18 protein-coding genes and 6 pseudogenes are annotated in these 23,355 nt (G+C 61.7%); 5 read left to right on the top strand and 19 right to left on the bottom strand.

Features of this window, described 5'->3' with window-relative positions; translation table 11 throughout:
- Positions 1–435: 435 nt before the first annotated feature.
- Positions 436–810, bottom strand: a complete 375-nt coding sequence (locus KVT39_RS38155) for a hypothetical protein (protein ID WP_254640733.1) — start codon at positions 808–810, stop codon at positions 436–438.
- Between KVT39_RS38155 and KVT39_RS38150 the strand changes: the two genes are divergently transcribed.
- Complete coding sequence (locus KVT39_RS38150) at positions 785–1,165, top strand: hypothetical protein (RefSeq protein WP_254640725.1); 381 nt, start codon at positions 785–787, stop codon at positions 1,163–1,165. The genes KVT39_RS38155 and KVT39_RS38150 overlap by 26 nt on opposite strands.
- Before the next feature lie 55 nt (positions 1,166–1,220).
- Here KVT39_RS38150 and KVT39_RS33355 read toward each other — a convergent pair whose 3' ends face one another.
- The 16 genes and pseudogenes from KVT39_RS33355 to KVT39_RS33280 all read right to left on the bottom strand — a co-directional run bounded on the left by KVT39_RS33355 (position 1,221) and on the right by KVT39_RS33280 (position 20,151).
- Positions 1,221–3,539 (bottom strand): YjbH domain-containing protein, encoded by a 2,319-nt coding sequence (locus KVT39_RS33355; protein WP_217591058.1) that lies wholly within the window; start codon positions 3,537–3,539, stop codon positions 1,221–1,223.
- A 67-nt stretch (positions 3,540–3,606) separates the two neighbouring features.
- Positions 3,607–4,665 (bottom strand): hypothetical protein, encoded by a 1,059-nt coding sequence (locus tag KVT39_RS33350; protein WP_217591057.1) that lies wholly within the window; start codon positions 4,663–4,665, stop codon positions 3,607–3,609.
- A complete protein-coding gene (locus KVT39_RS33345; RefSeq protein ID WP_217591056.1) occupies positions 4,662–5,876 on the bottom strand; it encodes a glycosyltransferase family 4 protein in 1,215 nt (404 codons plus the stop codon). The genes KVT39_RS33350 and KVT39_RS33345 overlap by 4 nt, the downstream gene beginning before the upstream one ends.
- Complete coding sequence (gene murJ, locus KVT39_RS33340) at positions 5,867–7,321, bottom strand: murein biosynthesis integral membrane protein MurJ (protein WP_368858947.1); 1,455 nt, start codon at positions 7,319–7,321, stop codon at positions 5,867–5,869. The genes KVT39_RS33345 and murJ overlap by 10 nt, the downstream gene beginning before the upstream one ends.
- Positions 7,318–8,343, bottom strand: a complete 1,026-nt coding sequence (locus tag KVT39_RS33335) for an NAD-dependent epimerase/dehydratase family protein (RefSeq protein WP_217591055.1) — start codon at positions 8,341–8,343, stop codon at positions 7,318–7,320. Before KVT39_RS33335 ends, murJ begins: the two co-directional genes overlap by 4 nt.
- A gap of 53 nt (positions 8,344–8,396) precedes the next feature.
- On the bottom strand, positions 8,397–9,671 hold the full coding sequence (gene tviB / locus KVT39_RS33330; RefSeq protein ID WP_217591054.1) for a Vi polysaccharide biosynthesis UDP-N-acetylglucosamine C-6 dehydrogenase TviB: 1,275 nt from the start codon (positions 9,669–9,671) through the stop codon (positions 8,397–8,399).
- A 65-nt stretch (positions 9,672–9,736) separates the two neighbouring features.
- Positions 9,737–11,971, bottom strand: coding sequence for a polysaccharide biosynthesis tyrosine autokinase (locus KVT39_RS33325; RefSeq protein WP_217591053.1), 2,235 nt, complete (start codon positions 11,969–11,971; stop codon positions 9,737–9,739).
- Between the two features lie 92 nt (positions 11,972–12,063).
- Complete coding sequence (locus KVT39_RS33320) at positions 12,064–12,498, bottom strand: low molecular weight protein-tyrosine-phosphatase (RefSeq protein ID WP_217591052.1); 435 nt, start codon at positions 12,496–12,498, stop codon at positions 12,064–12,066.
- Positions 12,499–12,505: 7 nt separating this feature from the next.
- Entirely contained in the window at positions 12,506–13,567 is a 1,062-nt protein-coding gene (locus tag KVT39_RS33315; protein WP_254640723.1) for a polysaccharide biosynthesis/export family protein, read from the bottom strand.
- Positions 13,568–13,823: 256 nt separating this feature from the next.
- The gene (locus KVT39_RS33310; protein ID WP_217591051.1) at positions 13,824–14,957 is read right to left on the bottom strand and encodes a glycosyltransferase; all 1,134 of its coding nucleotides are present in this window, start codon (positions 14,955–14,957) and stop codon (positions 13,824–13,826) included.
- Positions 14,958–15,052: 95 nt separating this feature from the next.
- Entirely contained in the window at positions 15,053–16,249 is a 1,197-nt protein-coding gene (locus tag KVT39_RS33305; protein WP_217591050.1) for a putative glycoside hydrolase, read from the bottom strand.
- A gap of 84 nt (positions 16,250–16,333) precedes the next feature.
- Complete coding sequence (locus KVT39_RS33300) at positions 16,334–17,512, bottom strand: glycosyltransferase (RefSeq protein ID WP_217591083.1); 1,179 nt, start codon at positions 17,510–17,512, stop codon at positions 16,334–16,336.
- On the bottom strand, positions 17,497–18,606 hold the full coding sequence (locus KVT39_RS33295) for a glycosyltransferase family 4 protein (RefSeq protein ID WP_254640729.1): 1,110 nt from the start codon (positions 18,604–18,606) through the stop codon (positions 17,497–17,499). The genes KVT39_RS33300 and KVT39_RS33295 overlap by 16 nt, the downstream gene beginning before the upstream one ends.
- 177 nt (positions 18,607–18,783) lie before the next feature.
- A pseudogene (locus KVT39_RS33290) lies at positions 18,784–19,068 on the bottom strand (DDE-type integrase/transposase/recombinase); the annotation flags it as partial.
- A gap of 500 nt (positions 19,069–19,568) precedes the next feature.
- Positions 19,569–19,910, bottom strand: a pseudogene (locus KVT39_RS33285) (transposase); the annotation flags it as partial.
- A gap of 79 nt (positions 19,911–19,989) precedes the next feature.
- Positions 19,990–20,151: a hypothetical protein gene (locus tag KVT39_RS33280; protein WP_217591047.1), complete on the bottom strand. Its 162-nt coding sequence runs from the start codon at positions 20,149–20,151 to the stop codon at positions 19,990–19,992.
- 159 nt (positions 20,152–20,310) lie between these two features.
- Between KVT39_RS33280 and KVT39_RS33275 the strand changes: the two genes are divergently transcribed.
- Both KVT39_RS33275 and KVT39_RS33270 read left to right on the top strand, forming a co-directional pair.
- Entirely contained in the window at positions 20,311–20,931 is a 621-nt protein-coding gene (locus KVT39_RS33275; RefSeq protein ID WP_306795606.1) for a site-specific integrase, read from the top strand.
- Positions 20,912–21,226 (top strand): annotated as a pseudogene (locus tag KVT39_RS33270) (transposase); the annotation flags it as partial. The gene KVT39_RS33275 and the pseudogene KVT39_RS33270, both read left to right, overlap by 20 nt.
- Positions 21,227–21,663: 437 nt before the next feature.
- On the opposite strand, the pseudogene KVT39_RS33265 reads toward KVT39_RS33270, so the two are convergent.
- Together KVT39_RS33265 and KVT39_RS33260 are read right to left on the bottom strand one after the other, a co-directional pair.
- Positions 21,664–21,859: pseudogene (locus KVT39_RS33265) on the bottom strand (transposase); the annotation flags it as partial.
- Positions 21,856–21,978: pseudogene (locus tag KVT39_RS33260) on the bottom strand (integrase core domain-containing protein); the annotation flags it as partial. The pseudogenes KVT39_RS33265 and KVT39_RS33260, both read right to left, overlap by 4 nt.
- Positions 21,979–22,286: 308 nt before the next feature.
- On the opposite strand from KVT39_RS33260, the gene KVT39_RS38560 reads away from it, so the two are divergent.
- On the top strand, positions 22,287–22,421 hold the full coding sequence (locus tag KVT39_RS38560) for a hypothetical protein (protein ID WP_306795605.1): 135 nt from the start codon (positions 22,287–22,289) through the stop codon (positions 22,419–22,421).
- Between the two features lie 281 nt (positions 22,422–22,702).
- A pseudogene (locus KVT39_RS33255) lies at positions 22,703–23,355 on the top strand (hypothetical protein); the annotation flags it as partial.

Below are 23,355 nucleotides of genomic sequence, written 5' to 3'. Positions count from 1 at the left end.
TGCCTGAGCATCGGATGATTTTACGTCCCGGTCACAGCTTATGCGGCCGGGATTTTTTTCGTCCTCCCGCACGATTGCCGCGTTCCGCCCCGCAACTTGCCGGTGATACGGCCAGATTTTGTGCCGCGCGTTGCGGCGGCTCGTGTGCGGCTTGCAGTACAGCGCCTCCCCCCATGCGCTTCATCAACGTGCGCACGCGACGGCGACCAACTTCATGGCCTTCCCGGTGAGCGGCCCCCAGTAAACAGTGCCATGATGTAAGCGAGTTTTCGGCGGGCTTTTTCAGTATGAGAGGAGCCGTACGATGAAACGCAAGCGCTTCAGTGTTGAGCAGATTGTGGCGGTGTTGAAACAGGCCGAAGCAGGCATCCATTGGGATGTACACCCATGTGTAAAACCGCGCTTAAATGAATCCGCGTGCGGATTCGCCCGCCGTTACGCCGGGTTGCCGCTGCCACCGCTGCCGCCGGTCGGCTTGCCAGCTGCCGCGCCGGCCGTCTTCACCTTGTCGAGCAACGCCGGAGACGGCTGGCCGGTGCTCGTGAGCGCGCCGTTGGACTTCAAGGTTTCGAGGTCGGCATCCTGGCCGGCCTGGCCGGGCTTGAATGGCGTCGTCAGAAACGAGGACGCCGACACCGTGACGCCCGTTTCGTTCTTGATGGCCTGGATGACCCCGTTCTGTGCCGACGCGACGGCCGTTGGGCTCGTCAACGCGCCCTGATACGTCGGATTGGTCGTGAGGCCCGTCAGCAGCCCGTTCAGGTCCGTGCCGAGTTGCGCCGCCATGAAGGTCAGCAGCATTTCGGTCAACGGCGTCACGTTGAACGTGCCGCCGCCGCTCGCGAACGAGTGCTGCGTGATCGCTCCGTTCGTCCCCGTGATCGCGCACGGTCCCGCGAACACGAACGAGATCGAGAAGGCACCGTTCGCGTCGGCCGTCCCCGAACCGCTGCCGCTCGTGCAGGCGATCGTGATCGCGGCGTTCGCCATGGGTGCACCGGTCGCGGCCGTGCCGCTGATCGTGGCCCTCGATGCATTCGAAGGCGTCGCGCTGTCGCTGCCCCCGCCACATCCCGCGAGCGTGCCCGCCGCGAGCGCAAACATCCCGGTCTGCCATGCTCTCAGTGCCGCCTTCTTCATCGTCTTCATCGATTTTCTCCAATAGGTCGACTCGATCCGCCAGGGCCCCCCCCCGGTCCCTCGCTCATTGAATGCCTGCGTCACAGCCCCGTCTGGGGGCGTGGGGCACTTCCCGGTAGCTGCGCCGCCTGCGTGGCGGGCGGCGCAGCGCTTGCGGATTGTGCATAGCGCTTGTACGCGTCGCGCATCCGGTAAAGCTGTGTCGCAAAGTATTCGGCGCTGAAGCGCCCCTGGTTGAGAACGAATTGCTGCGTGTTGTAGGCAAAGCCGAGGTTCTCGGCACCGTCCTGCGACACGTAGTTCGTCGATCCGATGCGCGTGCGGAAATTGAGCGAGAACTGCTCGGCGCCGTTGACCTGCACGATCCCCGGCCTCATGCCCTGGCGCGGCGTCAGCGGGAAGCTGACCGATGCCCCCGCGAACGAACCGCGCCCGCTGTGCCAGCCCTGCACGCTGAACGAAACGTCGTCGAACCAGCGCGTCAACGTGATCAGCGGCCCCTTGTCGCCGCCCACATAACGCGCGACGCCCGCCTCGATCCACATCTTCCACGCGGGCTCGACCCACCGGTACGTGAGCAGCGCGTTCTTCTCCGCCGGCAGCGCATCCTTGCCCGGCTCGCGATGCAGATACGCGAGCTTCAGTCGCACGACGTCGGGGCGGCCCGGCACGAACGCGGTCGTCTCGTTCTCGATGCCGAGGTACTGGTGGTCGAACTTGCCGAGCGCGGTCACGTTGAACACGCGTGGCGCGATCCAGAAGCTCTGCACGAGCGCGAGCGTCGACAGTCCGCCGCGCAGGCGATACCGGTCATACACGTGGCCGTTGTCCATGTTCCTGCTGTTCGCGATCGGCACGATCACGCTCGAATACAGTTCCGCACCGCGCCACAGCGGCACGAATCCCTGAAGGTTCGCGCCGATCGAGTAATCGAAGTTGCCGTACTCCGTGCCGTACAGGTAGGACGTGACGGGTGCGATCTGGATCCGCACGAGTCCATGCTTGTGCGCGTTGCCCGACCATGCGATCGAATCCGCGTCATGTGTTGGCCGCATGCGCATCGACAGCGACGCGCCGGCCGCAGTCGATGCGCCGCCCGCGACAAATTGCGCGTAGTCCGTCCGGTCGACGCTCACCTCGCCCACCGGCTCGTTCGCCTTCTTGATCACGACGCGCACGGTCTCGACGCCCGTTGGCGCGTACTGCGCGGCCGCGCCGAGCGCGATGCCCAGCGCGTCCGCCTCGTTCTGGTTGTAGCGGTGGTTTTCGTATTCGACGACGAGATCCGTGCCCGCAACGCCGGCCCGCACGCGCTCGAGCCCCGCGCCCGTCAACACGCCCACGATCATGTCGAGCGCCGCTGGATCAGGCGCCGCCGGGATTGCCGGCGCGACGGTCCGCACGATTGCGGGCGCCGTGCGAAGCGATGGCATGGCCATGTCACCTTGCGCTGCGTCCGCCGTTGCGGGCATCGATGCCGTCGGCTCGACGCGCGTGAACGTGCCCAGCGGCGCGAGCACGGCGGCCGGTTGCAGCGCATCGCCGTCCGCGGCGTGAACGTCGCCGGACGATGCCGGATTCGCCGCCGCATCCGGTGCACCGTCGCACAAGCCCTTGCTGCAACGCGCCGCATCGAACCGCTTGCCGAGTGGAATCTGCACGCCGATCGCAAACGACGTGCGCGGCGCGACCCCGTCCGTATGCTTCAGCGAGCGCATCACGGTGCCGACGATGCTCGCGTCGGCGAGCCACCTGATCGGCGGCGACTGGTAACGTATCCCCGCGTACGGCGTTTTCGAATCGTGTTCCGCGAGCAGCGACAGCCCCGTTTGCCACAGCCGGAGCTCGGCGCCGCCGAACACACCGTCGAGCCGGTCGCCGTGCCCATAGCCGACCGTCAGTGTCGCGGGCCCGAGCGCCTGCGACACGACGCCGTAGGTGGACCGGAAGAAATGCGTCTGCCCGCCGACGTCGTTGATGCCGATCGCGATATCGGGCTGGTATGCGAAGAACTTCGGAATCGAAACCTTCGCGTTCGCCATCAGGTGCCGAAGCACGAAATGGTCGTAGCCCGGCACCGTCGTGCGCACGTTGCCGGGGTAGTCCGCCAGGCCGCCCGATACCTCCACGTGCGGAAACAGGCCGACCGCGCCCCAGACGATGTCGGAACTCGTCGTGTTCTTCCCGTACCGCGGATCGATGTAGTTGTTGTATTGCCCCTCGAATGTCCCTTCAGGCAGCGTGAATCCGTATGGAATCACGAGCCCGCCGGACACACCCATCGACATCAGCACCGGCGAGCCCGCCGCACCGGCCGGCAGGGAAAATGCCAACGCCGCCCCCAGGGCAACGGCCGTCGGCTTGTTCGTGGCCACCTTCGCACGCAACTTGATTGTCATGGGTCGTGTCCTTGTTTGTTCGTATCGTGTCGTGACACCCAACATCGCCGAACGTCGACCGCTTTCGCTACAGGAAAAAGACGTAGACCCCGGCGAAATAATTCTTGATGGCGTCGTACATGACCATCATCACGACTGCGGACAACAGCAACAACCCGAGTGGCTGCTTCACCTTTGTCTCGGGCAACAGGATGGCGATCATGGCCGGCGCGTAGTAGCCAATCCGGCTCATCGCAAACGGAAAGACAAAAAACGACGTGACCAGAAAAACGATCAGCCCGACGTGCATCACCGCGATCTGGTCGATGACCAACTCGTGAACGTCCTGCTTCTTTTCGATAAACCATCGATGAATGATCATTGCAGGCGCAATCGAATAGATAAGCAGCGCCAGCACGTAAGTCGCGTTGAACATCCGTTCGAGATCGCGATACTGGTCGACGCGCCGCCCCCCGAATGTCGTGAACAACAACGGCGATGCCAGGGCAAGCAGCAACCCGACGCCAGCGCTCGCGGATACGGAGACAAGCGCCCCCCGCCGTCGCAACAGCCTGGCGACCAGCAGAAGCAGCGCCGGGAACGCGAAGGTCGTGTGAATGGTTCCCGCAATCAAGGCGCCGGTTGCCGGACGCTTCCACCGCAGCGCGACGTACATGGCAACGGCAAACGCCATGCCTTGCCGGATCTGGAACAGCCCCATCGTCGCCAGGCCGACCGGGATCACCGACCACAGACACAAATCCAGTATCGGACGTCGCGTATTCCAGAGTGCCGAGATCATCGCGAAGTTGAGCACCACGACCGTGATCCGCACGCCATCCTCCGGGTCGACACCCAGCGCGTTGATCGCCAGCACCCAGGCTCGCCAGCCGAGTTCCTCCGTCATCACGCTGATGGCAAAGCCCAGGAACGACGATCGGTCGGCCCATATGTTCATGAACCAGCCGGCGTCGGTCAGGCGGAAGTAATTGACGTAGTTGTCCTGATCGAGAAGCTGGCTTCTGTCGCCGACAACCATGATGCTCAGGACCACGCCTGCCAGCCCGACAAAAGCGAATGCCGACGGCCGCATCCATCTTTTGTCGATCGAGATGGCGATTTTGTCTTGCGAGACGAAGAGTTTCATCGCAGCTGTGCCTTGTCGCCGGAATGTTCGGCCGCACGGCAATCCGTTTCACGTGTCACCCGCTGCGGCGGACGCTCATGATCGGCACTGCTCAGGCCCATGCTCAGGAAAAGTTGCTCCCATAGCGGAAGGATGCGCGACGGTGCGAATCTCGCAGCCACGTCCTTCGCCATGCTCGCCATTCGCTCCCGCTCCCGGGTATCGACCATCAACTTCAGCAAAGCGTCGGCGAGCGCACCGACGTCACCGGCCGGACGCACCAGCACACCGTCGATGCCGTCACGAATGATGTCCCGCGGCCCCACGTCGCAGTCGAAACTCACGGCCGCGCACCCGCTTCCCATCGCTTCCATCAGCGTCATCGGCAACCCCTCGAATCGGGAACTCATCACGTAGAGGTCGGCACGACCGTACCACTCCCCGATGTTTCCGGCTCTCCCCGGCATCAAGACCAGGTCGTCCAGTCCACGCTTCGAGATCGCCGATTGCAGCGTCCCGCGTGCTTCCCCGTCGCCGAGAATGACGAGTTTCCAGCCTGGCCCACGCTCGCGAATCTTTTCGAATGCCTGAATCAGCAGATCGAATCCCTTTTGCGGTGCCAGGCGCCCAACGGCCAACAACAGCCGCGTATCGGCCGATATCGTTTCCACTGGCGCAAGCCGAGGCTCCATGACCTCCATCGGCAACGCAACAGGGTTGGGAATGATGCTCACGTTCCGGCACCTGCAACGACGCGCAAGCCATGCGCCGGTCTCCGCCGTCAGCGCGACCACGGCATCCGCGTGCCTGAACGTGAGGCGCCGCAGCGTCTCCCATACCGCATTCATGCGAAGCATCGGCGGATGATTGTGCTCGGTGGCGATCACTTTCAGCCGTAACCCGATACTGCCGAGAATGCACAGAACGGACGGCACCGTCATCACCCCGATCACGACATCGGGGCGCCGATCCCTGAAGAGCCGGCGAACGGCCGCGAGACGCCGGACGTTCGCGAGCATTCCGCCAAGCACGCCCGATGAAGCGCCCGCCAACGCCAGGTCGACACGCGCCACCCGACTGTCCAGTTTGTAGAAATCGGCGTCCGACGACACAAATGTCGCGACCGCGACATCCCATCCGCGCTCGGCCCAATGGTTGGCGAGACTGGCCGTGACGCGCTCGGCTCCGCCGCAACGCATCGAGTGATTGAGCAACACGATCTTCATCGGCATTTGGCGTCCTTTCTCGAGAGGACGAGGTGGCAGCCCAGCGACGACGCATGCATCAGCGCACTCGCGAGCAGGACGCCGGCGCTACCCATCCAGCCTATCAATACGTAATCGCCTAGCGCCTTCACGCCGAAATTGATCATCGCAATCGCGGCCATCGCCCGAAAGCGCCCTTCGCTGGCGAAGCACTGAACCAGGACGAGCACGGCGAAATAGAACGGAAGCTGGATCAATCCCCATCCGACAAGGGCCGATACCGCGAGCGTGTCGTGTGCACTGAAAGCACCGCGCTGGAACATCAACCGCACGCCCAGCGGTGCGCCCAGCCAACCCACGATCGCCACGAGACAGCCACCGACGAACATCACCGCTGCCCACTTGAACGCCGTCGTGCGTGCCCTGTCCGGTTCGGCGCTGCTCAGGATGTCCGCGAAAACGGGCAGCGTCGCCCGGCCGATCGCGAGTGCGCCCATGCTCATCAGCAGGCCCAGCAGCCGATTGGCGTAGCCGAGCGTTGCGATCGCGCCGCTGCCGAGGTTCGCGACAAAATACTGGTCCATCGGCGTGACGAGGCTCATCACCATCTGCCCGACCATGAAGACCCCAAGCGCCGGATACAGGGTCCGCCACTGCGAAGACCGGAAACCGAAGCGCAGGCCCGGGCGGATTCCGTCGGCACGCGCGGCCAGCACGCTCACGCAGGCTGCTTGCAGCAGGAAGCCCGTTGTCGTGCCCCAAGTCAGCGGGACATAGGTGTTCTTGTTCGGCGCGAGCAATATCCAGACGAGGAGCACGCCCGCCGGAATGCATTCCAGCAACGTATTGGCGTGATGCTCGCGCGCTTGCAGGCGTGCGCCCGACACGCAGATCAGCAACGTAAAGCATGAAATGAACGACATGCCTCGCGCCATTTCACGGGACAGCTCGGCCGTGTGGGACGGCAGACGGGCATCCATCACCGCCAGGACAGCATCCCATGCACCGTAAAGCGTGCCGGCAAGCAGGATGCCCAGCACCAGGCTCGCGCCCTGAAATTCGCCCAGAAACAGCGTTCGCTCCTGTTCCGGCTGCTTCTGCAGGCGAACCAGCGTCGGTACGAGGACGACACCCAACACCGTCGCCACGGTCCCCGGCACCCACGTCATCATCGTGAGTGTGAGTTGGTACGCGTCGACCGTTGCGCTGACGCCGTAGCGATACGCAATGGCCATTTCCTTCATTGCGCCTGCCGACTTGCCGACAAGCACGAAGAAGGAAACGAGCATCGCGCTGCGCAGGATGCGCTTGTGATCGGCATGAACTGCCGACAAGCGGCTGCCGATTCGGTCGATTACGGGTGTCAATGTATGCGCTCTGAAACAGGCCGAGGGCCCGTGAATCCGAAAAACTTGCGTGAAAGTGGTGTCGCCCGGCGGATCGACCGCGATCCGTCGAACGTCCGCGTTCACCCCAGATAGTCGATATACCAAGGCATCGCGCGCTCGATTCCATCGAACAGGCGAACCGAACCGCCATAACGCAACAGCCTTCTTGCCTTGTCGACGCTTGCTTGCGAGTGCCTCACGTCCCCGGCACGAAAGTCGCGGTAAGCAGGACGCGCGTCGCTCCGGATGCCGTTTTTCACCAATGCCGCCTGCAGCGCGGCGAACAGTTCGTTCAGCGTCGTCCGATCGCCGAGCGCCACGTTGTAAACCTCGTTCTTGCTCGCATCGTCCGCCGTCGCGGCGAGAAGATTCGCTTCAACGACGTTATCGACGAAACAGAAATCGCGACTCGTTTCGCCATCGCCGTTGATGAACACCGGCTCGTTCCGAATCAGCGCAATCGTCCATTTCGGAATCACGGCGGCGTAAGCGCCATCCGGATCCTGACGCTTTCCGAATACGTTGAAATACCGCAAGCCGATCGTCCGGAACCCGTAGTTCCGCGCAAAGACTTCCGCGTACATCTCGTTCACGCACTTCGTCACCGCGTACGGAGACAACGGCTTGCCGATCCGGTCCTCGATCTTCGGCAAGCCCGGATGATCGCCATAGGTCGAACTCGATGCCGCATACGTGAAACTCTTGACGCCGGCATCGCGACCGGCGACCAGCATGTTCAGAAAACCGCTCACGTTGACTTCATTCGTGGCGATCGGATCGATGAGCGAACGCGGCACCGAACCGAGCGCCGCCTCGTGAAGCACATGGTCCACGCCAGTGCACGCGTTCCGGCAATCGTCGAGCGAACGGATATCTCCTTCGATGAATCGGAAGCGACGCCATTGGTCCGGCGTGACGAGGCCGCAGACCTCGTCGAGGTTGCGTCGATAGCCCGTCGACAAATTGTCCAGGCCGACAACCTGCTGATCGAGGTTCAGCAAGCGCTCGAGCAGATTCGAACCGATGAACCCGGCCACGCCCGTGACGAGCCAGGTCTTCGGGTCCTGTTGCAGCGCTTGGCTGGTTCTGGTGTAGCAGTCGGACATGTCGGCGTCGGGTCGAATGGGTCGGAGGCGAAAGCGGATCGAACGGCAATGTCTTACAGACGAATATCGGTCGAATCCATGTGAAAAACGAACTTCAGATCGTAGAAAACGTGGTCGGGCCTGCCGAATTCGTGAATGGCGTCCGCGCCGAACTCGGCAAACTCCCGATGGGCGACCGCCAGCACGATGGCGTCGTATTTGTTCTTGAACGGCCGATCGATCGGATCGATGCCGTATTCCTTCCGCGCGGCCTCTTTCGATACCCACGGGTCGTATACGTCGACGTTGACGCTGTACTCCGCGAGTTCCTTGATGATGTCGACGACCCGGCTGTTGCGCAGATCGGGGCAGTTTTCCTTGAAGGTCAGACCCAGGACCAGTACGCGCGCGCCCTGAATATGGATGCGCCGCTTCGTCATTGCCTTGACGAGCTGGGCCACCACGTACCGCCCCATTCCGTCGTTCAACCTGCGTCCGGCCAGGATGATTTCCGGGTTGTATCCGATCGATTGCGCCTTGTGCGTCAGATAGTAAGGGTCGACGCCGATACAGTGCCCGCCGACGAGGCCCGGAACGAACGGGACGAAATTCCACTTGGTGCCGGCCGCGGCGAGCACCGACTCGGTGTCGATGCCCATCTTATTGAAGATGATCGCCAATTCGTTGATCAGCGCGATATTGACATCGCGTTGCGTGTTCTCGATCACCTTCGCCGCCTCGGCCACACGAATGCTCGGCGCCTTGTACGTGCCGGCAACGATGATCTCCCTGTACAGTCCGTCGACGGTATCCGCCACTTCCGGCGTCGAACCGGAAGTCACCTTGCGGATCAGCGGCAGCCGGTGGTTGCTGTCACCGGGATTGATCCTCTCGGGACTGTATCCCGCGAAGAAGTCCACGTTGAACGTCAGGCCCGACACGCGCTCGAGCACGGGCACGCAAACTTCCTCCGTCGCCCCTGGATAGACCGTCGATTCGTAAATCACGATGTCGTTCTTCTTGAGTACGTGGCCAACCGTCTCACTCGCACCGATCAAGTGGCGCAGGTCCGGCTGCTTGTGCTCGTCGATCGGAGTAGGAACTGTCACGATGAAGACATTGCAGTCCGCGAGGTCTCCTCCGTCCGCGGTGATCTTCAGGTGCCGGGCCTGCGCCAACTCCTCCGCGCTCACCTCGAGCGTCGCGTCGTGACCCTCGTTCAGGGAATCGACGCGTGCACGATTGATGTCGAACCCGATCACCTGCAGCTTCTTGCCGAATTCCACGGCCAGCGGCAGACCGACATACCCCAGGCCGATCACCCCGATCTTGAATTTTAGATTAGACATACGCCCCCAAAGCGAAGCACGGCTTCAAGCCGAATTCCCGTAAACGAGGATCTTGTTGAAACCGGTTAGGTTTTTTCATAGTCGTACGAAACATACCGGTAGCCTCCGTACTTTCCTCCATACGTGTAGTTGCCGCCTCGTGTCTTCATTCCGTTGAAGATCAGGCCGCTCACGCGCGAACCACTTTGCACCAGTTGCTTGGCAGATTCCACCACTTCGCCGACACGTGTCTGGCCGAAGCGTGCAACCAGGAAGACCGTACCCGCGATCGACGCGATGATGGCCGCGTCCGTGACGGCGAGCACCGGCGGCGAATCGATCAGCACGATGTCGTAGTCAGCAGACGCATTCTGTATGAACGAAAGCCAGTTCCGGTTCATCAGCAAGGCTGCGGCATTCGGCGGCAGCGTTCCCGTCGTCACGAGATCGAGGTTGGGCACGTTCGTCTTGCGGATGATATCGGCGGCGGATCGCGTTCCCGCGACGAAATCCGCGACGCCGACCCCGCGCTCTTCGCCGAAGTACTTGTTCAAAATACCTCGACGCAAATCGCCGTCGACCAGCAGGACCCGCTTGCTTTCGGCCAGCACCACCGCCAGATTGGCCGACGCAAACGACTTGCCGAGGCCGGGCGACGGCCCCGTCAACAGCACCACGTTGTTATGGGCGTCCAACATCGCGAATTGAAGTGCCGTGCGCAGGCTGCGCAGACTTTCGACGGCCGGGTCTCCCGGGTACAAATTCGCGAGCAGGCTTGCTTGACCGGCTGACATCGAATCCGCCAGGTTGGCCGCGAGCTTGCGTTGCTGCTCGCTGTGCGGAACCGTTGCATAGACGGCCAATCCACTGTGCGCCTCCAGCGAGCGCACATTCGTGATGCCGGTGAATAGCTTGTCACGCAGGAACGCCGCACCTGCGCCGACAAACAGGCCCAGCAGCGTCGCGACGACGACCACGATCGTCTTGTTGGGAAATACCGCCCGCTCGGGCAACGAAGCGACGTCCACGAGACGAACGCTGCCGATCTTCCCCGCCTTCAGCAGGCGCAATTGCTCGATGTTGCTCCTCAACGCCAGGTAGAGATCCGTATTCACCTGGACATCACGCTGGAGTCGAATCGCATCGCGTTGCGCGGTCGGCATGCGCTTGATCAGATCAGTCAGTTCGCCGATATAGCCCCGCGTTCCGGCAATTTGCTCGTCGATCGCCACGACGCCCGGATGCATGGGACCAAAGCGCGTCAACAGCTCCTGACGCTTCTGCTTCAGCATGAACTGTTGCTGCTCTGCGTCCGACGACTGGGCAAGAATGGATTTCCCTTCTTCCGTCAGGTCAAGGATCTTGTGCGTGTTCCGATAATCGTTGAGCCGATTCTCGGCCTGTTCAAGATCGCGTTTCATCTTCGGTTCCTGACTGGCGAGAAACTGCAGCGAGTTCTCCGCTTGCGCGGCTTTCCGGTCCACGTTTTGCTTGACGTACTGATCACCGATTTCGTTCAGGATCGCGCTGAGCTGCACCGGATCGTCGGATCGAAGCGTGGCGCTGATGACGCCCGACTGCTTGCCAAGCTCCTGAATCCGCAGTTGCTTCTGCAGGTCTTCGATCGTGTCCATCCGTGATCCGCGGACAAGATCGAACCTCGCCCCTGCCGTGCCGTTGATTCCGCGCACGAAGAGGTTGATCGGGCCCGCAGACGCCGGGTATGTCCCGGCCGTCCCGACACGGCCGTTGACCGGCTGGTCCAGGCCCGGACCGCTCAGCTCATAGCGGCCGCCTGCCAACGCGACGAGCTTGTACGGCTTGCCTTCGAGTTGCTTCGGTACATCGAATGTCGCGACGTCGATCGACTCCTTGCCCCACGTGTAGCCGCCAACGCCGAAGAGTCCCGGCACGGACAGGCCGTCATGGCGACGCGCAAGCCATCCGCCGATCATCGGAAAGCGATGCGGTTTCGCATGGATGAAGAGCTTGAGCTTATCGACCGCTCGCGACACGACGAGGCGCGAGCCGAGAATCTGGATTTCCGCATCGGCAGTCGATTTGACGTCGAACATCGTCGACAACGTACCGAGCAGATCCTTTGCCGCCGATGCATCCGGGCTGTCCTCGATCTGGACCAGGATGTTCGACTCGTAGATCGGCGTCACGAGTAGCGCGTACAGCCCGCTGATGAAGATGAATACCGCGGCAATCGCAGCGATCAACAACCGGTTGTCGAGCAGGATATCGAGAACCGATGCGAGATCGAGTTCTGTCGTCTCGGCGACGTTCGCGTCAGCGTGTTGGTTCGACTGGGTCATGAGTACGGCCGATTCCTTCAAGTTGTGATCCTGGTTTGCAGGGGTGACCTTCCTTGCCTCGCGACCACCGTTGCGAGGCGTCGAGCCACGGATCAGCGAAGCTTCCGGATTCGTTGCACCCAATCGTCAACGCCCATCTCGATCATCTCGAGGCACTCCCGGAACTTCCGTCGCTCCTGCCTGAACGGATCGGCAATGTCAAAGCGTCCGTAGTGCCCCAGCGTGAAGACCCGGCCGCGCGCAAACGGATACACGTGCTCGATCGCCCGGCGGTGCCCGTCCTCCACCACAAGAATGAGCTCCGCCCGGCGGCACTCGTGCTCCCCGAGTTGCCTGGCGCGGTGCGGCCGGATGTCGATCTCGCGTTCCTCCATCAGTTCGATGGAGTGGTTGTGGGCCGGCTGTCCGACCCGCGCATCCAGTCCGGCCGACCGGACTTCGACATCCTTCAGGCGCTCGCGCAGCAGCCCCTCCGTCATCGGGCTGCGGCAAATGTTCCCGACACACACGACAAGTATTGAATGCATGGCAGTATCAGTTCACGGTGCCACGGGTGGCATTCGCACCGACTGCCGTCGGCACGAGCTGATTGATCACCCGGCTCCAGCGAGTCAGGCCGGTCGCGTCGACGTACACGACATCCTTCGGCTTCAGCTCGAAATGTTCCGCCAATGCATAGGCGGCCGGCGACTTGCCGTTCAGGCGGAAGACTTCCGGCTGAGCGGGATCATCGGTCGCACGGATCACGTAGACCGCGGCCGGATCGCCGGAATTCGGATCCACGCCCTGCACGCTCGCCAGCGCATCGCTCAAGGTCAGGCGGCCGTCATGCATCGAGAGCCCGGTCGGCTTGCCGACCTCGCCCGTCACGAAGACCTGGTTGTAGGTCTGCGGCACGATGCGGATGACGTCACGATCCTTCAGCATGATCTGCGCGGTGTTCACGCCTTGCGCCGCCATCTCCCCCAGGTTCAGCCGGAATCGCTTTCCGTTCCGAAGCAGTTCGATCTGGCTGAGGTCGCCCACGCCGGATTGCACGCCGTTCGCCTCGCCGAGCACCTCGGCCAGCGACATCGGAACGTCGGTGATCGGCTTCACGCCGGCCAGCGCCACCGGCCCCTCGACAAAAACACGCTTGCTGCGGTACGCCACCACACTGATCGTCAGTTGCGGAGACCGGATGTACGGTTGCAGCACCGTGGTCAATCGTTGTTGCAGTTCGGCCGTCGTCAGGCCCTGTGCCCGGAACGCCCCGATGAACGGAAACTGGATGTTGCCGTCGTCGCCGACCGCGAACCCGGGGACCGCCTGCGAACTGAGTCCCGGGCCAGCCGGCTGCAAACCCGCCGTTTCGCCGATCGTATAGGTCAGGTTCGGGATGACCAGTTCAGGGTGATTCCACACGATGATCGACAGCACATCCGCGGGGCCGATCCGATACGGCGCAACAGCGGTCATCAACTGCCTGTATGTATCGCCCGACGTCCGCAACCTGCTTTCGCGCTGCTGCTTGATGATGGCCGGAGTGATGGTGGTGACCGTGGGAACGACCGACGGATCGTCCTCATCGATCGACGCATGCGGATCGAACTGCATCCCCGGTGCGAGTGCGCAAGCACCCACGATAAGCGGCAGGACCGACGCACCAGTCATTCGCGCGAAACGAGCAAGGAAACGCATAGGCCAGGTGACATATAAAATTAGTTGTTTATCTTTGTTGCCGGGCAATCCGACTTTCAAACATCCATCCCGGCAAGACCACCAGATCACGACAACCGGTGCATTGCGCCACGAAGATGCGACATGCCATCCTTCATGCCTGTTGCACAAGTACGCATTTCTCGACTATTAGTCAGGTAGCCGAAACATTTGTCCGCGCCTCTTCGGATCGTCCGACTCTCACGACGATCCATCTCGGCACCTTGAACCGCACGATGCGTGCGTAGATCCACATATACGTGATCGCAAACATGACCACGAAAGCGAACAGCACGACGGTGTTTCGCCAGAACAGCGTCGCGGGCCCGACGGCCAGCAGGCAAAGCAGCCACAGGTACGGCGACGTAAACGAGTTCCGCTGCGTCAGTTCGCGTGCCTGTTTCGTTCCGACCACCCAGCGCATGATTCGCTTGTAGACGAGCATGTGAAGGTGCACGCCGTCCGGCATACCCGGTGACATGCCGCGCAGCAGCTTCTTGCGGTAGATCGAGAAGCACGTCTCGAAGATCGGGTACATGAACAGGAGGATCGGATACCAGGCCGAAACCTGCGGGTTGCGCTGGACCAGGACGATCGACAGTTCGGCCAGCATGAAGCCGAGGAAATAGGCGCCGCTGTCGCCCAGGAAGATGAGCCCGGCCGGAAAATTCCAGACGAAGAATCCAAGCACGGCGCCCATCATCATCAGCGACGCGGTCATCACGACTTCGTCGTGGACCTCGAACGCGGTATACGCGAGCGACGCGAACATCATGGTCGACACCATCGACGCGAGCCCGTTGAATCCGTCGATGATGTTCACGGCGTTCGCGAGCCCGGCCACCGCCACGACCGTGATCAGGCCCGCGACGATCGGGTAGCCGAGCAAGAAGTCGATCGGCGGCACGCTGATGCGCGTGACGGCGATATCGAGCAGTCCGTAGCCGAGCCAAGCAGCAAACATCGTACAGAACAGCCGCGCACGCACCGACACGCGTTTCGTCACGTCCTCGGCGAAGCCCGAAAGGAATGCGGGCGCGCCGCACAGGCACACGTAAAGCAGGTCGCGCGCGATCGTCGGATAGCGCCCCCACAACACGCCGATCGACACGATGACGCCGAGCAGGATCGCGACGCCGCCGATGCGCGGCACCGGGCGCGCGTGAAATTTCTGCGCACCCTGCATGTCGAAATCCACTCCCGCAAACCGCTGGTTGACACCGTGATACCGGATAATCAGCACTGTGACCAGCAAGGACGCCAGCATCGCCACTACGAAGTTCAACATTTCGTCACCCCGTCTCCGTCGCCCCGCATCACGCGCGCCCTTCACCCACGCACGTCCGCACCCGCTCCCCTGCCGCCGATCAGCACGCCCCTCGTTCACGAACACGTCATGACGCCGTTGCGGTAAAGGACCCGGCCTTCGCCCGGCTCCAGCTCGAGCGCCGACGGCGCCGGCCTGCCCCACACATCGCTGAAACCCGGCGGTACGCGATAAACGGCCGCGACCGGCGACATGGGATCGGCGAACACCGTCACGCCCCCCGCATAGCGCCGCGAATAGATGCCGCCGCTGTTGCGGTATTCCTCGCACGGCGTGCCGACCGACCGATCGAAGCCGCCATACTTCGGCTCGCTGCCGTAGTCCTGCACGCCGGAAATGGACACGGCGCTCTTCGACCACGCATAGATCAGGTAGGCGGCCATGACCGACTGCACGTTGTCCGCGGACGGCGCCTCGATCTGATAGATCGCGTAAAAGCCCTTGTCCTCCCGCTTCAACCGGTCGGCGTAGTCGAGAATCGCCTTGAAGCGGTCCTTGCGGCGCGGCGGAAACATTTCCTCGGTCAGCACCGAGTCGACGGCCTTCGTGATGCGGCCGACCAACGGCGAGTCGACCGGCCGATCGATCTGGTAATTGACCGTCACCGTCTTTCCCGCGTCATGCAATTTCGCCGTCACGTGTTCGAGCCACGCGACCTTGGCTTCCGCGAATCGGTCGGTGCCGGCGCGGTCGTCCGTGTACTGGCGAACAAAGCGGCCGTTGCGCTTCACGCCGCATCCACGCTCGACGTTCGAGGTCGAAAAGTTGTCGAGCGCGATGTCGCGGTACTGGCCGTTGATGAAATTGCCAACCTGCCAGGCCACCACCTGCGGATTCGAAATGTCGAGCGGCACGATGGGCTTGTCGAAGAGCTTGGCCATCGTCTCGCCATCGCAGCGGTACGCGATCCACTCCGGATGCGACTTCTGCCAGCTCGCGGGATCGGCGCGTGCCGGATCGCGGCCATACGGGAAGTAGGTGCTCAGCACGGCGTTCGGAGCGTACTGCTTCCAGACGTCGGCACGTGCCGGATTGCGCGTGTTGCCGTCGCTTTCGCCCCAGACGAATACGTATTCGCTCCCGTGCTTCATGATCCACGTATCGGGCAGGTGGCTGGAAAACGTCAGGAACTTGCGCGGTTGCGGCGCGTCGCCTGCCGTTGCAGGCGCGGACATGCAGCACAGCAAGGCGCCCGCGAGCGCAGCCAGCGTGCGCATCGTGTTCGTTACGCTCCAGTTTCGCATTGTGCTCATGCGCACGATATTCCCGATGTGACGACATCCCTGTCGATCATTCCGCCCATGCCCGTGGCCGCCAGTCCAGGCGTCCAACCGCGCTCATCCGATCTTCAATGCGTGTACTTCGGGATCCTGAACCGTGCATCCGTCGGCCCAAACGCGCTCGAACGAACTCACCATCTTCTGAAGCGAGAAATGCTGCTCGACGCGCTGACGGCACCGTGCCGCGATCGCCGCCCTGTCCGTCGAACCCAGCCAGTCGAGCGCGTTCCACAAGCCGCTCGCGAGATCTGCCGAATCCTGCGGGCGCACCACCCAACCCGTGTCGCCGACGATCATGCGTGCGTCGCCGACGTCGGTCGTCACGGCGGGCGTCCCGCACGCCATCGCTTCGGCGAGCACGTTCGGAAACGCCTCGCCGGAGCTCGGCAGGACGAGCAGGTCGAGGGCATTGAGGATCGAAGGGACGTCATCGCTCGGACCGGCGAGCATCACCTGCCGTTCGACGCCGAGTTTGCGAATCAGCGACATCAGTTCCGCGTTGCGCTCGTCCATGTTGCGGCCCACGAGCACGCAGCGGCCGCTGAAACCCTGCCGTGCGAGCATGCGCAGCGCCCTGAGCAGGTTGGGATGGTCCTTCTGCACATCCCAGCGCGCGACGCACCCGAGGAGCATCTCGTCCGGGCCGATGTTCCATGTACGACGCATCGCCTCGCGCGCGCCGGCGTCGACGCGGAGGCGGCTGAGGTCATAGCCGTTCGGAATGTTCACGAACTTCCTCGCGTCGTAACCGAACGCCTTGTGCGTCGCCGTCGCCTCTTCCGAGCAACTGACGATGGCGCGCGGCGCCAGGTGTGAGAGGCGCGCGCACAGTCTCGCGACGCGCAGCGTCATCGGAGAATTCTTGTCCCGGTCGAGGTTCGCATGACGAACGCCCCACGCAAGGTTGCGGATGCCCGCGAAACGCGCGACCAACCCGCCGATCAGATCGGAGTGGTACATCCACGTCTGGACGACGTCAGGCTGCGCGTTGCGCAGTACGCCATACAACCGGTGCAGTCCGGATAGCGTGACGCGCCCTTTCGGCATGCCGAGCGGTATCACGGCGATCCCCTTCTCCAGCAGCCTGGGACCGTAGAACCCGAGCCCCTGCAGCGAGACGACGATATGGGCGGTCGATTGCGATGACGGGAACGTCGCCAGACGGAACAACACACCTTCGGCGCCGCCTTGTTCAAGGCAAGTGATGACGTGAACCACTCTCATATCGCCTCCGATTTCGCGCCCACTCGCGTATACAACCGATCCCACCGCGCCAGGATGACTGCCGTCGAGAACCGTTCGCGCACCGACGCCGCCGCCTTACGCCCCAATTCGCCTCTCAGGTGTTCGCTCGAGAACAGCTCGCGGAACGCCGCCGCGAGGCCGCCGGCGTCGCGTCTGTCGACCAGCACGCCGTCGCGGCCGTCCCGCGTCAATTCACGCGGCCCACTCGGGCAGTCGAAAGCGACACATGGCAGGCCGATGGCCATCGCCTCCATCATCGCCATCGGCAACCCTTCGAAATGCGACGTCAGTGCGTAGATGTCGGCGTTCGCCATTTCGGCCCACAGCTCGCGCGTCATTCCCGGCAGGAACACGCGGCCGTCGAGCTTCAGCCTGCCGATCTGTCGCGCCAGCGCATCCCGTGTCGGGCCCTCTCCCCAGATGTACAGGTCCCAGTCCGGAAACTCGTGTGCCAGCGTGGCGAATGCGTCGATCAGCACATCGAACTGCTTGATCGGATGCAGGCGTCCCGCGGCGAGCACACGCTTGCGGGAACCGGGCGCGCCCGGCATCTTCCAGAATCGCAGGACGTCGTCATCGACCGGGTTCGGCAGAACGGCGACGTTCCGCAGTGCGGGGATCTCCTTGCACAACGGATCGACGCTTCCCGCCGTCAGCACGGTCAATACGTCGGCATGCGGATAGAGGCAGCGCACCATGAATCGCTGGAACCGGCCGCGCGGTGCCGCGATCGGATTCGTATGCTCGCAGGCGATGACGGGGATGCCCGTTCCACGGCTCGCCGCGATGACTGCGAGGTTGACGTGCGCGAGGAACGACACCACGACGTCGGCATGTGTCGTCCTGATCAAGCGCAGCAACGCGATGAAACGTTGCCATGCGTTGAGCGCGCCGGTTGCAGTCGATCGCACGAGGTCGGCGAGATACACGACGCGAACGCGCGACGATATCTCGTAGAAGCAGTCGCCGCGTCCCGAGAACGTCGAAACGAGCGTCACGTCATCTCCGCGTTCCGCCCACGCGTTGACGAGCGTCGCTGCCACGCGCTCCGCTCCGCCCCCACCGAGAGAACCGACCACAAGCATTATTTTCACGCTCACTATCTCTTTTGACTTCGTTGCGACTTCGCTCCGTCACTGACCGCCCGCGCATGTCATGCCGCAGGATCCTCATACGATCCACCGAGGCGATCCGCTCACTCAATAAAATCGGTTCTGTCGCGATTGGTCGGACAGAGCAGGCAATTCACACAATGATTGGGATTATTTACTTATCAAGCGAAGCGAATAGAACTTTGCGGCAACCGTTGAGGCGACACCGTCATCTTTTATCTTCCGCTTGTGGATCATGTGCATGATTTCGACGTCGGAGAGAATGATGCGCACACATCGGAAATTCTTGAAGCCCATCATCGGTTTGACGACATGTTTGGCGGCGCGGCGATCCTGCTCGGCGACGTTATTCAGGTACATGTTCCGCCGGAACTTGATCGGCGTCGGCCACCCGGCATTCAGCAATGCGAGCGCAGCCAGATGGGCGTCGCTCCTGACATACGAACTCCTTTTTGAGCGAGAGGTCCTACCGCAACACGGACCTGCTTTGCATGAACACCAATGCACGGCCGATACGACATCGAATTGACATTGCGGTTTATTCTTGATGTCCTCAGGGTCAAATATATGTCGATCACCCTCGCACTTAAAGCTGTCAGAATAAGCAGGTTAAAATCACGAGCATTAAATTTTGTTTTGTTGATAAATTTGTAATTTCTTGATTTTGCGCCACGCAGATATTGGATGGAATGTTCAATGAATTGAAAAAATATGACGCCAGAATTCGCAACCGGCTGCGAATTTCGAGGTGAATTATTTACTTATTTTATCTTAAAATCGGAAAATCGTTACGTCCCCAGTTCGCCGATGGGCCGCGAGCACCTCTGCTTCCGGACGAAGCTCCTGATACGCCGATATAGGTATTCCTATAACATTCTCCAATGCCCCATAGAAGTCTTACTGTGTCAATAAACCAGCATTGACCGCTGAACAAAGCTTGCCTCTTCCGTCGCTACCGACAGACTCACCGCCACTTGGCAGTTGTCCTGTTTGTCCAGTTGACCGCAGTATTGCCGCGCCACACCGACCGAATGCTTGCCCTTCTTGGGGAAACCCGTGTCGTCAATGATCCAGTACTACCCGCCCGCCGGGTCCATGTGCGGCCGCACCCAGCGCCGCACCTGCTCAAGCAGCGCCGTATCGGACCATTCCGATTTCGCCACGAAATGATGCAGCGACTGGTGCCGCGCGCTCACATGCTCCGGCTCCAGATGTGCGGTCAGCCTCGCAAATGGCCGCTGCGTCACGGGCATCCGTTTTGGAACGCCGGACGAATGGTTTTACATATGGCGCGGGAATAAGCTTGATTCGATGCCCAAAGCCAGCCAGTCGGCGCGCCCAATCGTGCGAGCCAGTTCAAGCCTCTATCGCGATCAGGCAAGGCGACAGGTTTGCGAAAAGCTCGAGAATCTGAGAACGTTTGAGGCCCTTCGTCAGTACCGCTGCGCCGGCTGCGTTCACTCCGTGAACCTGAATGACATACTTCGCGATATCGAGCCCGATCACTTGTGCACCCATGCTGGACGTCCTCATTGGATAATCGTGATTGAACTAACCCGCTGACGCGGGAGGAGGTGGTCGGCCGGCGGCGTTGGTATCGTACGTGGGATGTCTCCGTTCAAGTGCGACGATGGCAGTGCAGCTTGCTGCCCACGTCTCTTCTGAGCGGAGTTCACCATGACACCCCTACGTCGACGCATGATCGAGGATATGCGCGTGCGCAACCTCGCTTCCAATACCCAACGTGCCTATCTTCAGCAGGTGAAGGCTTTTGCCCAATACTTCGGGCGTTCTCCCGAGGTGATGGGTCCAGAGGAGGTCCGCGCGTGGCAATTGCACTTGGTTGAAGTCCAGCGGCGTTCTCGCAGCACGCTGGTAGTGGCCACTGCAGCGTTGCGCTTCCTGTACATGGTCACGCTCAAACGCGACTGGGCGGTCGACGAGATCCCCATGTCGAAGGTGCCACTCAAACTGCCGGTGATCCTCAGTCAGGATGAGGTCACCCGGTTCCTCGAGGCGATCCGCAGCGTCAAGCATCGTACCTTGCTGATGGCAGCCTATGCTGCCGGCCTGCGCATCTCGGAGGCGACGCGCCTCAAGGTCGGCGACATCGACAGCCAGCGCATGGTGCTGCGTGTCGAACAGGGCAAGGGGCACGCCGATCGTTACGTGATGCTCTCGCCACGGCTGCTGGAGATCCTGCGCAGTTACTGGTGCATTGGCCGGCCCCAGTACTGGCTGTTTCCCGGCCGCTTTCCAGATCAACCCGTCGGTGCCGATGCGCCTGCCCGCACATGAGTTCATCCGCCGCTTTCTCCAGCACGTGCTGCCGCGCGGATTCCAGCGCATCCGTCACTACGGGATACTGAGCAATCGCCTGCGCGAGATGCGATTGACCCTATGCCGCCGGCTCCTTGAGACCGACTCTCCATGCCCAGCGCACGCTACGCCTCAAGCAGACTATCGCGATCGCTACGAGAAGCTGACCGGCCGATCGTTGCGTGCATGTCCGGCCTGCTCTCGAGGCCGCATGTTCTGCATCGAGCGCTTACTGCCCACGCCGCGAGCACCGCCAGCGAGGGCGGCTCCATGAAGCTCATCCCATGTGCCGCTCTACACCGTGTCCGCAGAACATCGGCGGACACGGCGAACTCGTCGTGCTTCACGCGTCCGCCCAGCACCAACACAGCTTCGGCGCGTCGGCTGATCGCGTCGAACGGCATCCCCTGCCAGCAAAACCGCAACGAGACCCTCTCATTCCCGTCACCCCAAATACCGCCGCGGGCAAGTTCACACCACGGTGTCAAGATTCAATGCCCATAGCGGGCGCCGCCCGTGGAGCGGCTTAGCTCAAAGAATTTTTTGCGGAGCGGAAACGGCGCCGTACACCGTGCCCATGCCAGCTCAGTGCCCCGTCTCCGCTCCGCAAAAAATCCTCTGCATTATCGCCACCCCGAGGGGTGGCGAGTCCATCGCATTACCTCACCGCGACCCCTTCGCGAAGTACGCCGTCGCCTTTCGAAAAATTCAAATATCCAGCTTCGCGCTGGCCAACTCCTTACACAGACGACTACCGGGCGACGACTTGAGCTCGGCACACTGGGCGACGCCGCCCCGTTGCGGCCTGCGCATTGCCATCGCGCTGATCACGACACCAGTTCCCCAGCGTCGCCATCGACACGCCCAGCCTACGAGCGGCCTCATGCTGACGAACGCTCTCAGCTAGCGATGCGCGCTATGGGGCCGGCGCTCGTTGTAGAACTGCCGCCAGCGTTCGATGAGCACCTTGGCCTCCGCACGGCTGCGGAACCATTCCCGGTTCAGCAATTCGTCACTCAGCTTTCCCATCGTGGCCCGCCAAGTGCTCTCGACCCCACTATTTGTTCCACCGCGTTGACAGCAATCGTTCCCATCACGATCAGGTCCGTCCCTTTTCACGACCAGTTTCAAAACCACGAAATCGACACCAAGATTAAATTCCAGAAATGGATGAAGCCAAAAAATCTGAAACCGAAACAGATATAATTCATCCTTGACAAGAAAAAATAAATAACTAATCTACCCTCATTGCTTTCTCAGGAATCTCGCAATATTCACAAAATGCCGTTCCACTCATCCGTTTAATTCAATAAAAAATTTGCTAGGAGGCAATCATGGAATCGGACGACATATGGGGCCGCAACACCTCACTCAACAACAACCTCACCATTACGCGCGTCGACGGTCCACTTTCCGGCATCCCTTTCTCTGCCTTGCCTCCTTATTTCCGCCAGAATCGTCCTTATTGACACCAATATCCAAAACTATTCAAGCGGCCGCCTCATTTTCAGCCAATTTCATCCGAGCAGCCTCCTCCGAGAGTCTGGAATGCTTATATCGTGCCGTGCGCTTCCGTTGCTCAATCGATATCGGGTCTTCGCGATGCCACTCAAAAACAACCAATCACGAAGTGTTTTTCATTTTCTATTGATTTAAACAAGCCTGATCGACCGTGTTTTATAAGCGCTTGTTTAACTGCAGCACCACAGGCAATTCATTCTCGTCAATGAATATAACCAGGAGAACAACCATGAGCTCAGTGATTCACATTGATTTGCTGGAAGATTTGCTGCTCGTCACGACCAAGTATCTGGAACAGGTCGAGGACGTGGCGGATCAGATCGATCTGGCAATACGTTCAGGCGATGCACGCGCGTCGCGATCCTTCGCCCGAGGATTGCGAAGCGACGGAAGTCTGGTCGCACGTTTCGAGCGCGCAACCCGTTCGCTGCGCGACGATGGCCTGCGAGCGGAACGCACTGCACGCGCACTTCGCGACGAGGAGCTGCGCGCCGAGCTGGCTGACCGTGCCGCTCGCTCACTGCACGCCGATCGCGCTGCACGCTCGCTGCGCGATGAAGAGTTGCGCGCCGAGCTGGCCGACCGTGCGGCGCGTTCGCTGCGCGACGAAGAACTCCGTGCCGATCGCGCTGCACGCTCGCTGCGCGATGAAGAGTTGCGCGCCGAGCTGGCCAACCGTGCGGCGCGTTCGCTGCGCGACGAAGAACTCCGCGCCGATCGCGCTGTACGCTCGCTGCGCGATGAGGAGCTGCGCGCCGAGCTGGCCGACCGTGCGGCACGTTCGCTGCGCGACGGAGAACTCCGCGCCGATCGCGCTGCACGCTCGCTGCGCGATGAAGAGCTCCGCGCCGAGCTGGCCGACCGTGCGGCACGTTCGCTGCG

This window comes from Burkholderia sp. GbtcB21, assembly GCF_019091065.1.
GTDB lineage: Bacteria > Pseudomonadota > Gammaproteobacteria > Burkholderiales > Burkholderiaceae > Burkholderia > Burkholderia pyrrocinia_C.
This window is presented reverse-complemented; position numbering and strand designations above follow the sequence as displayed.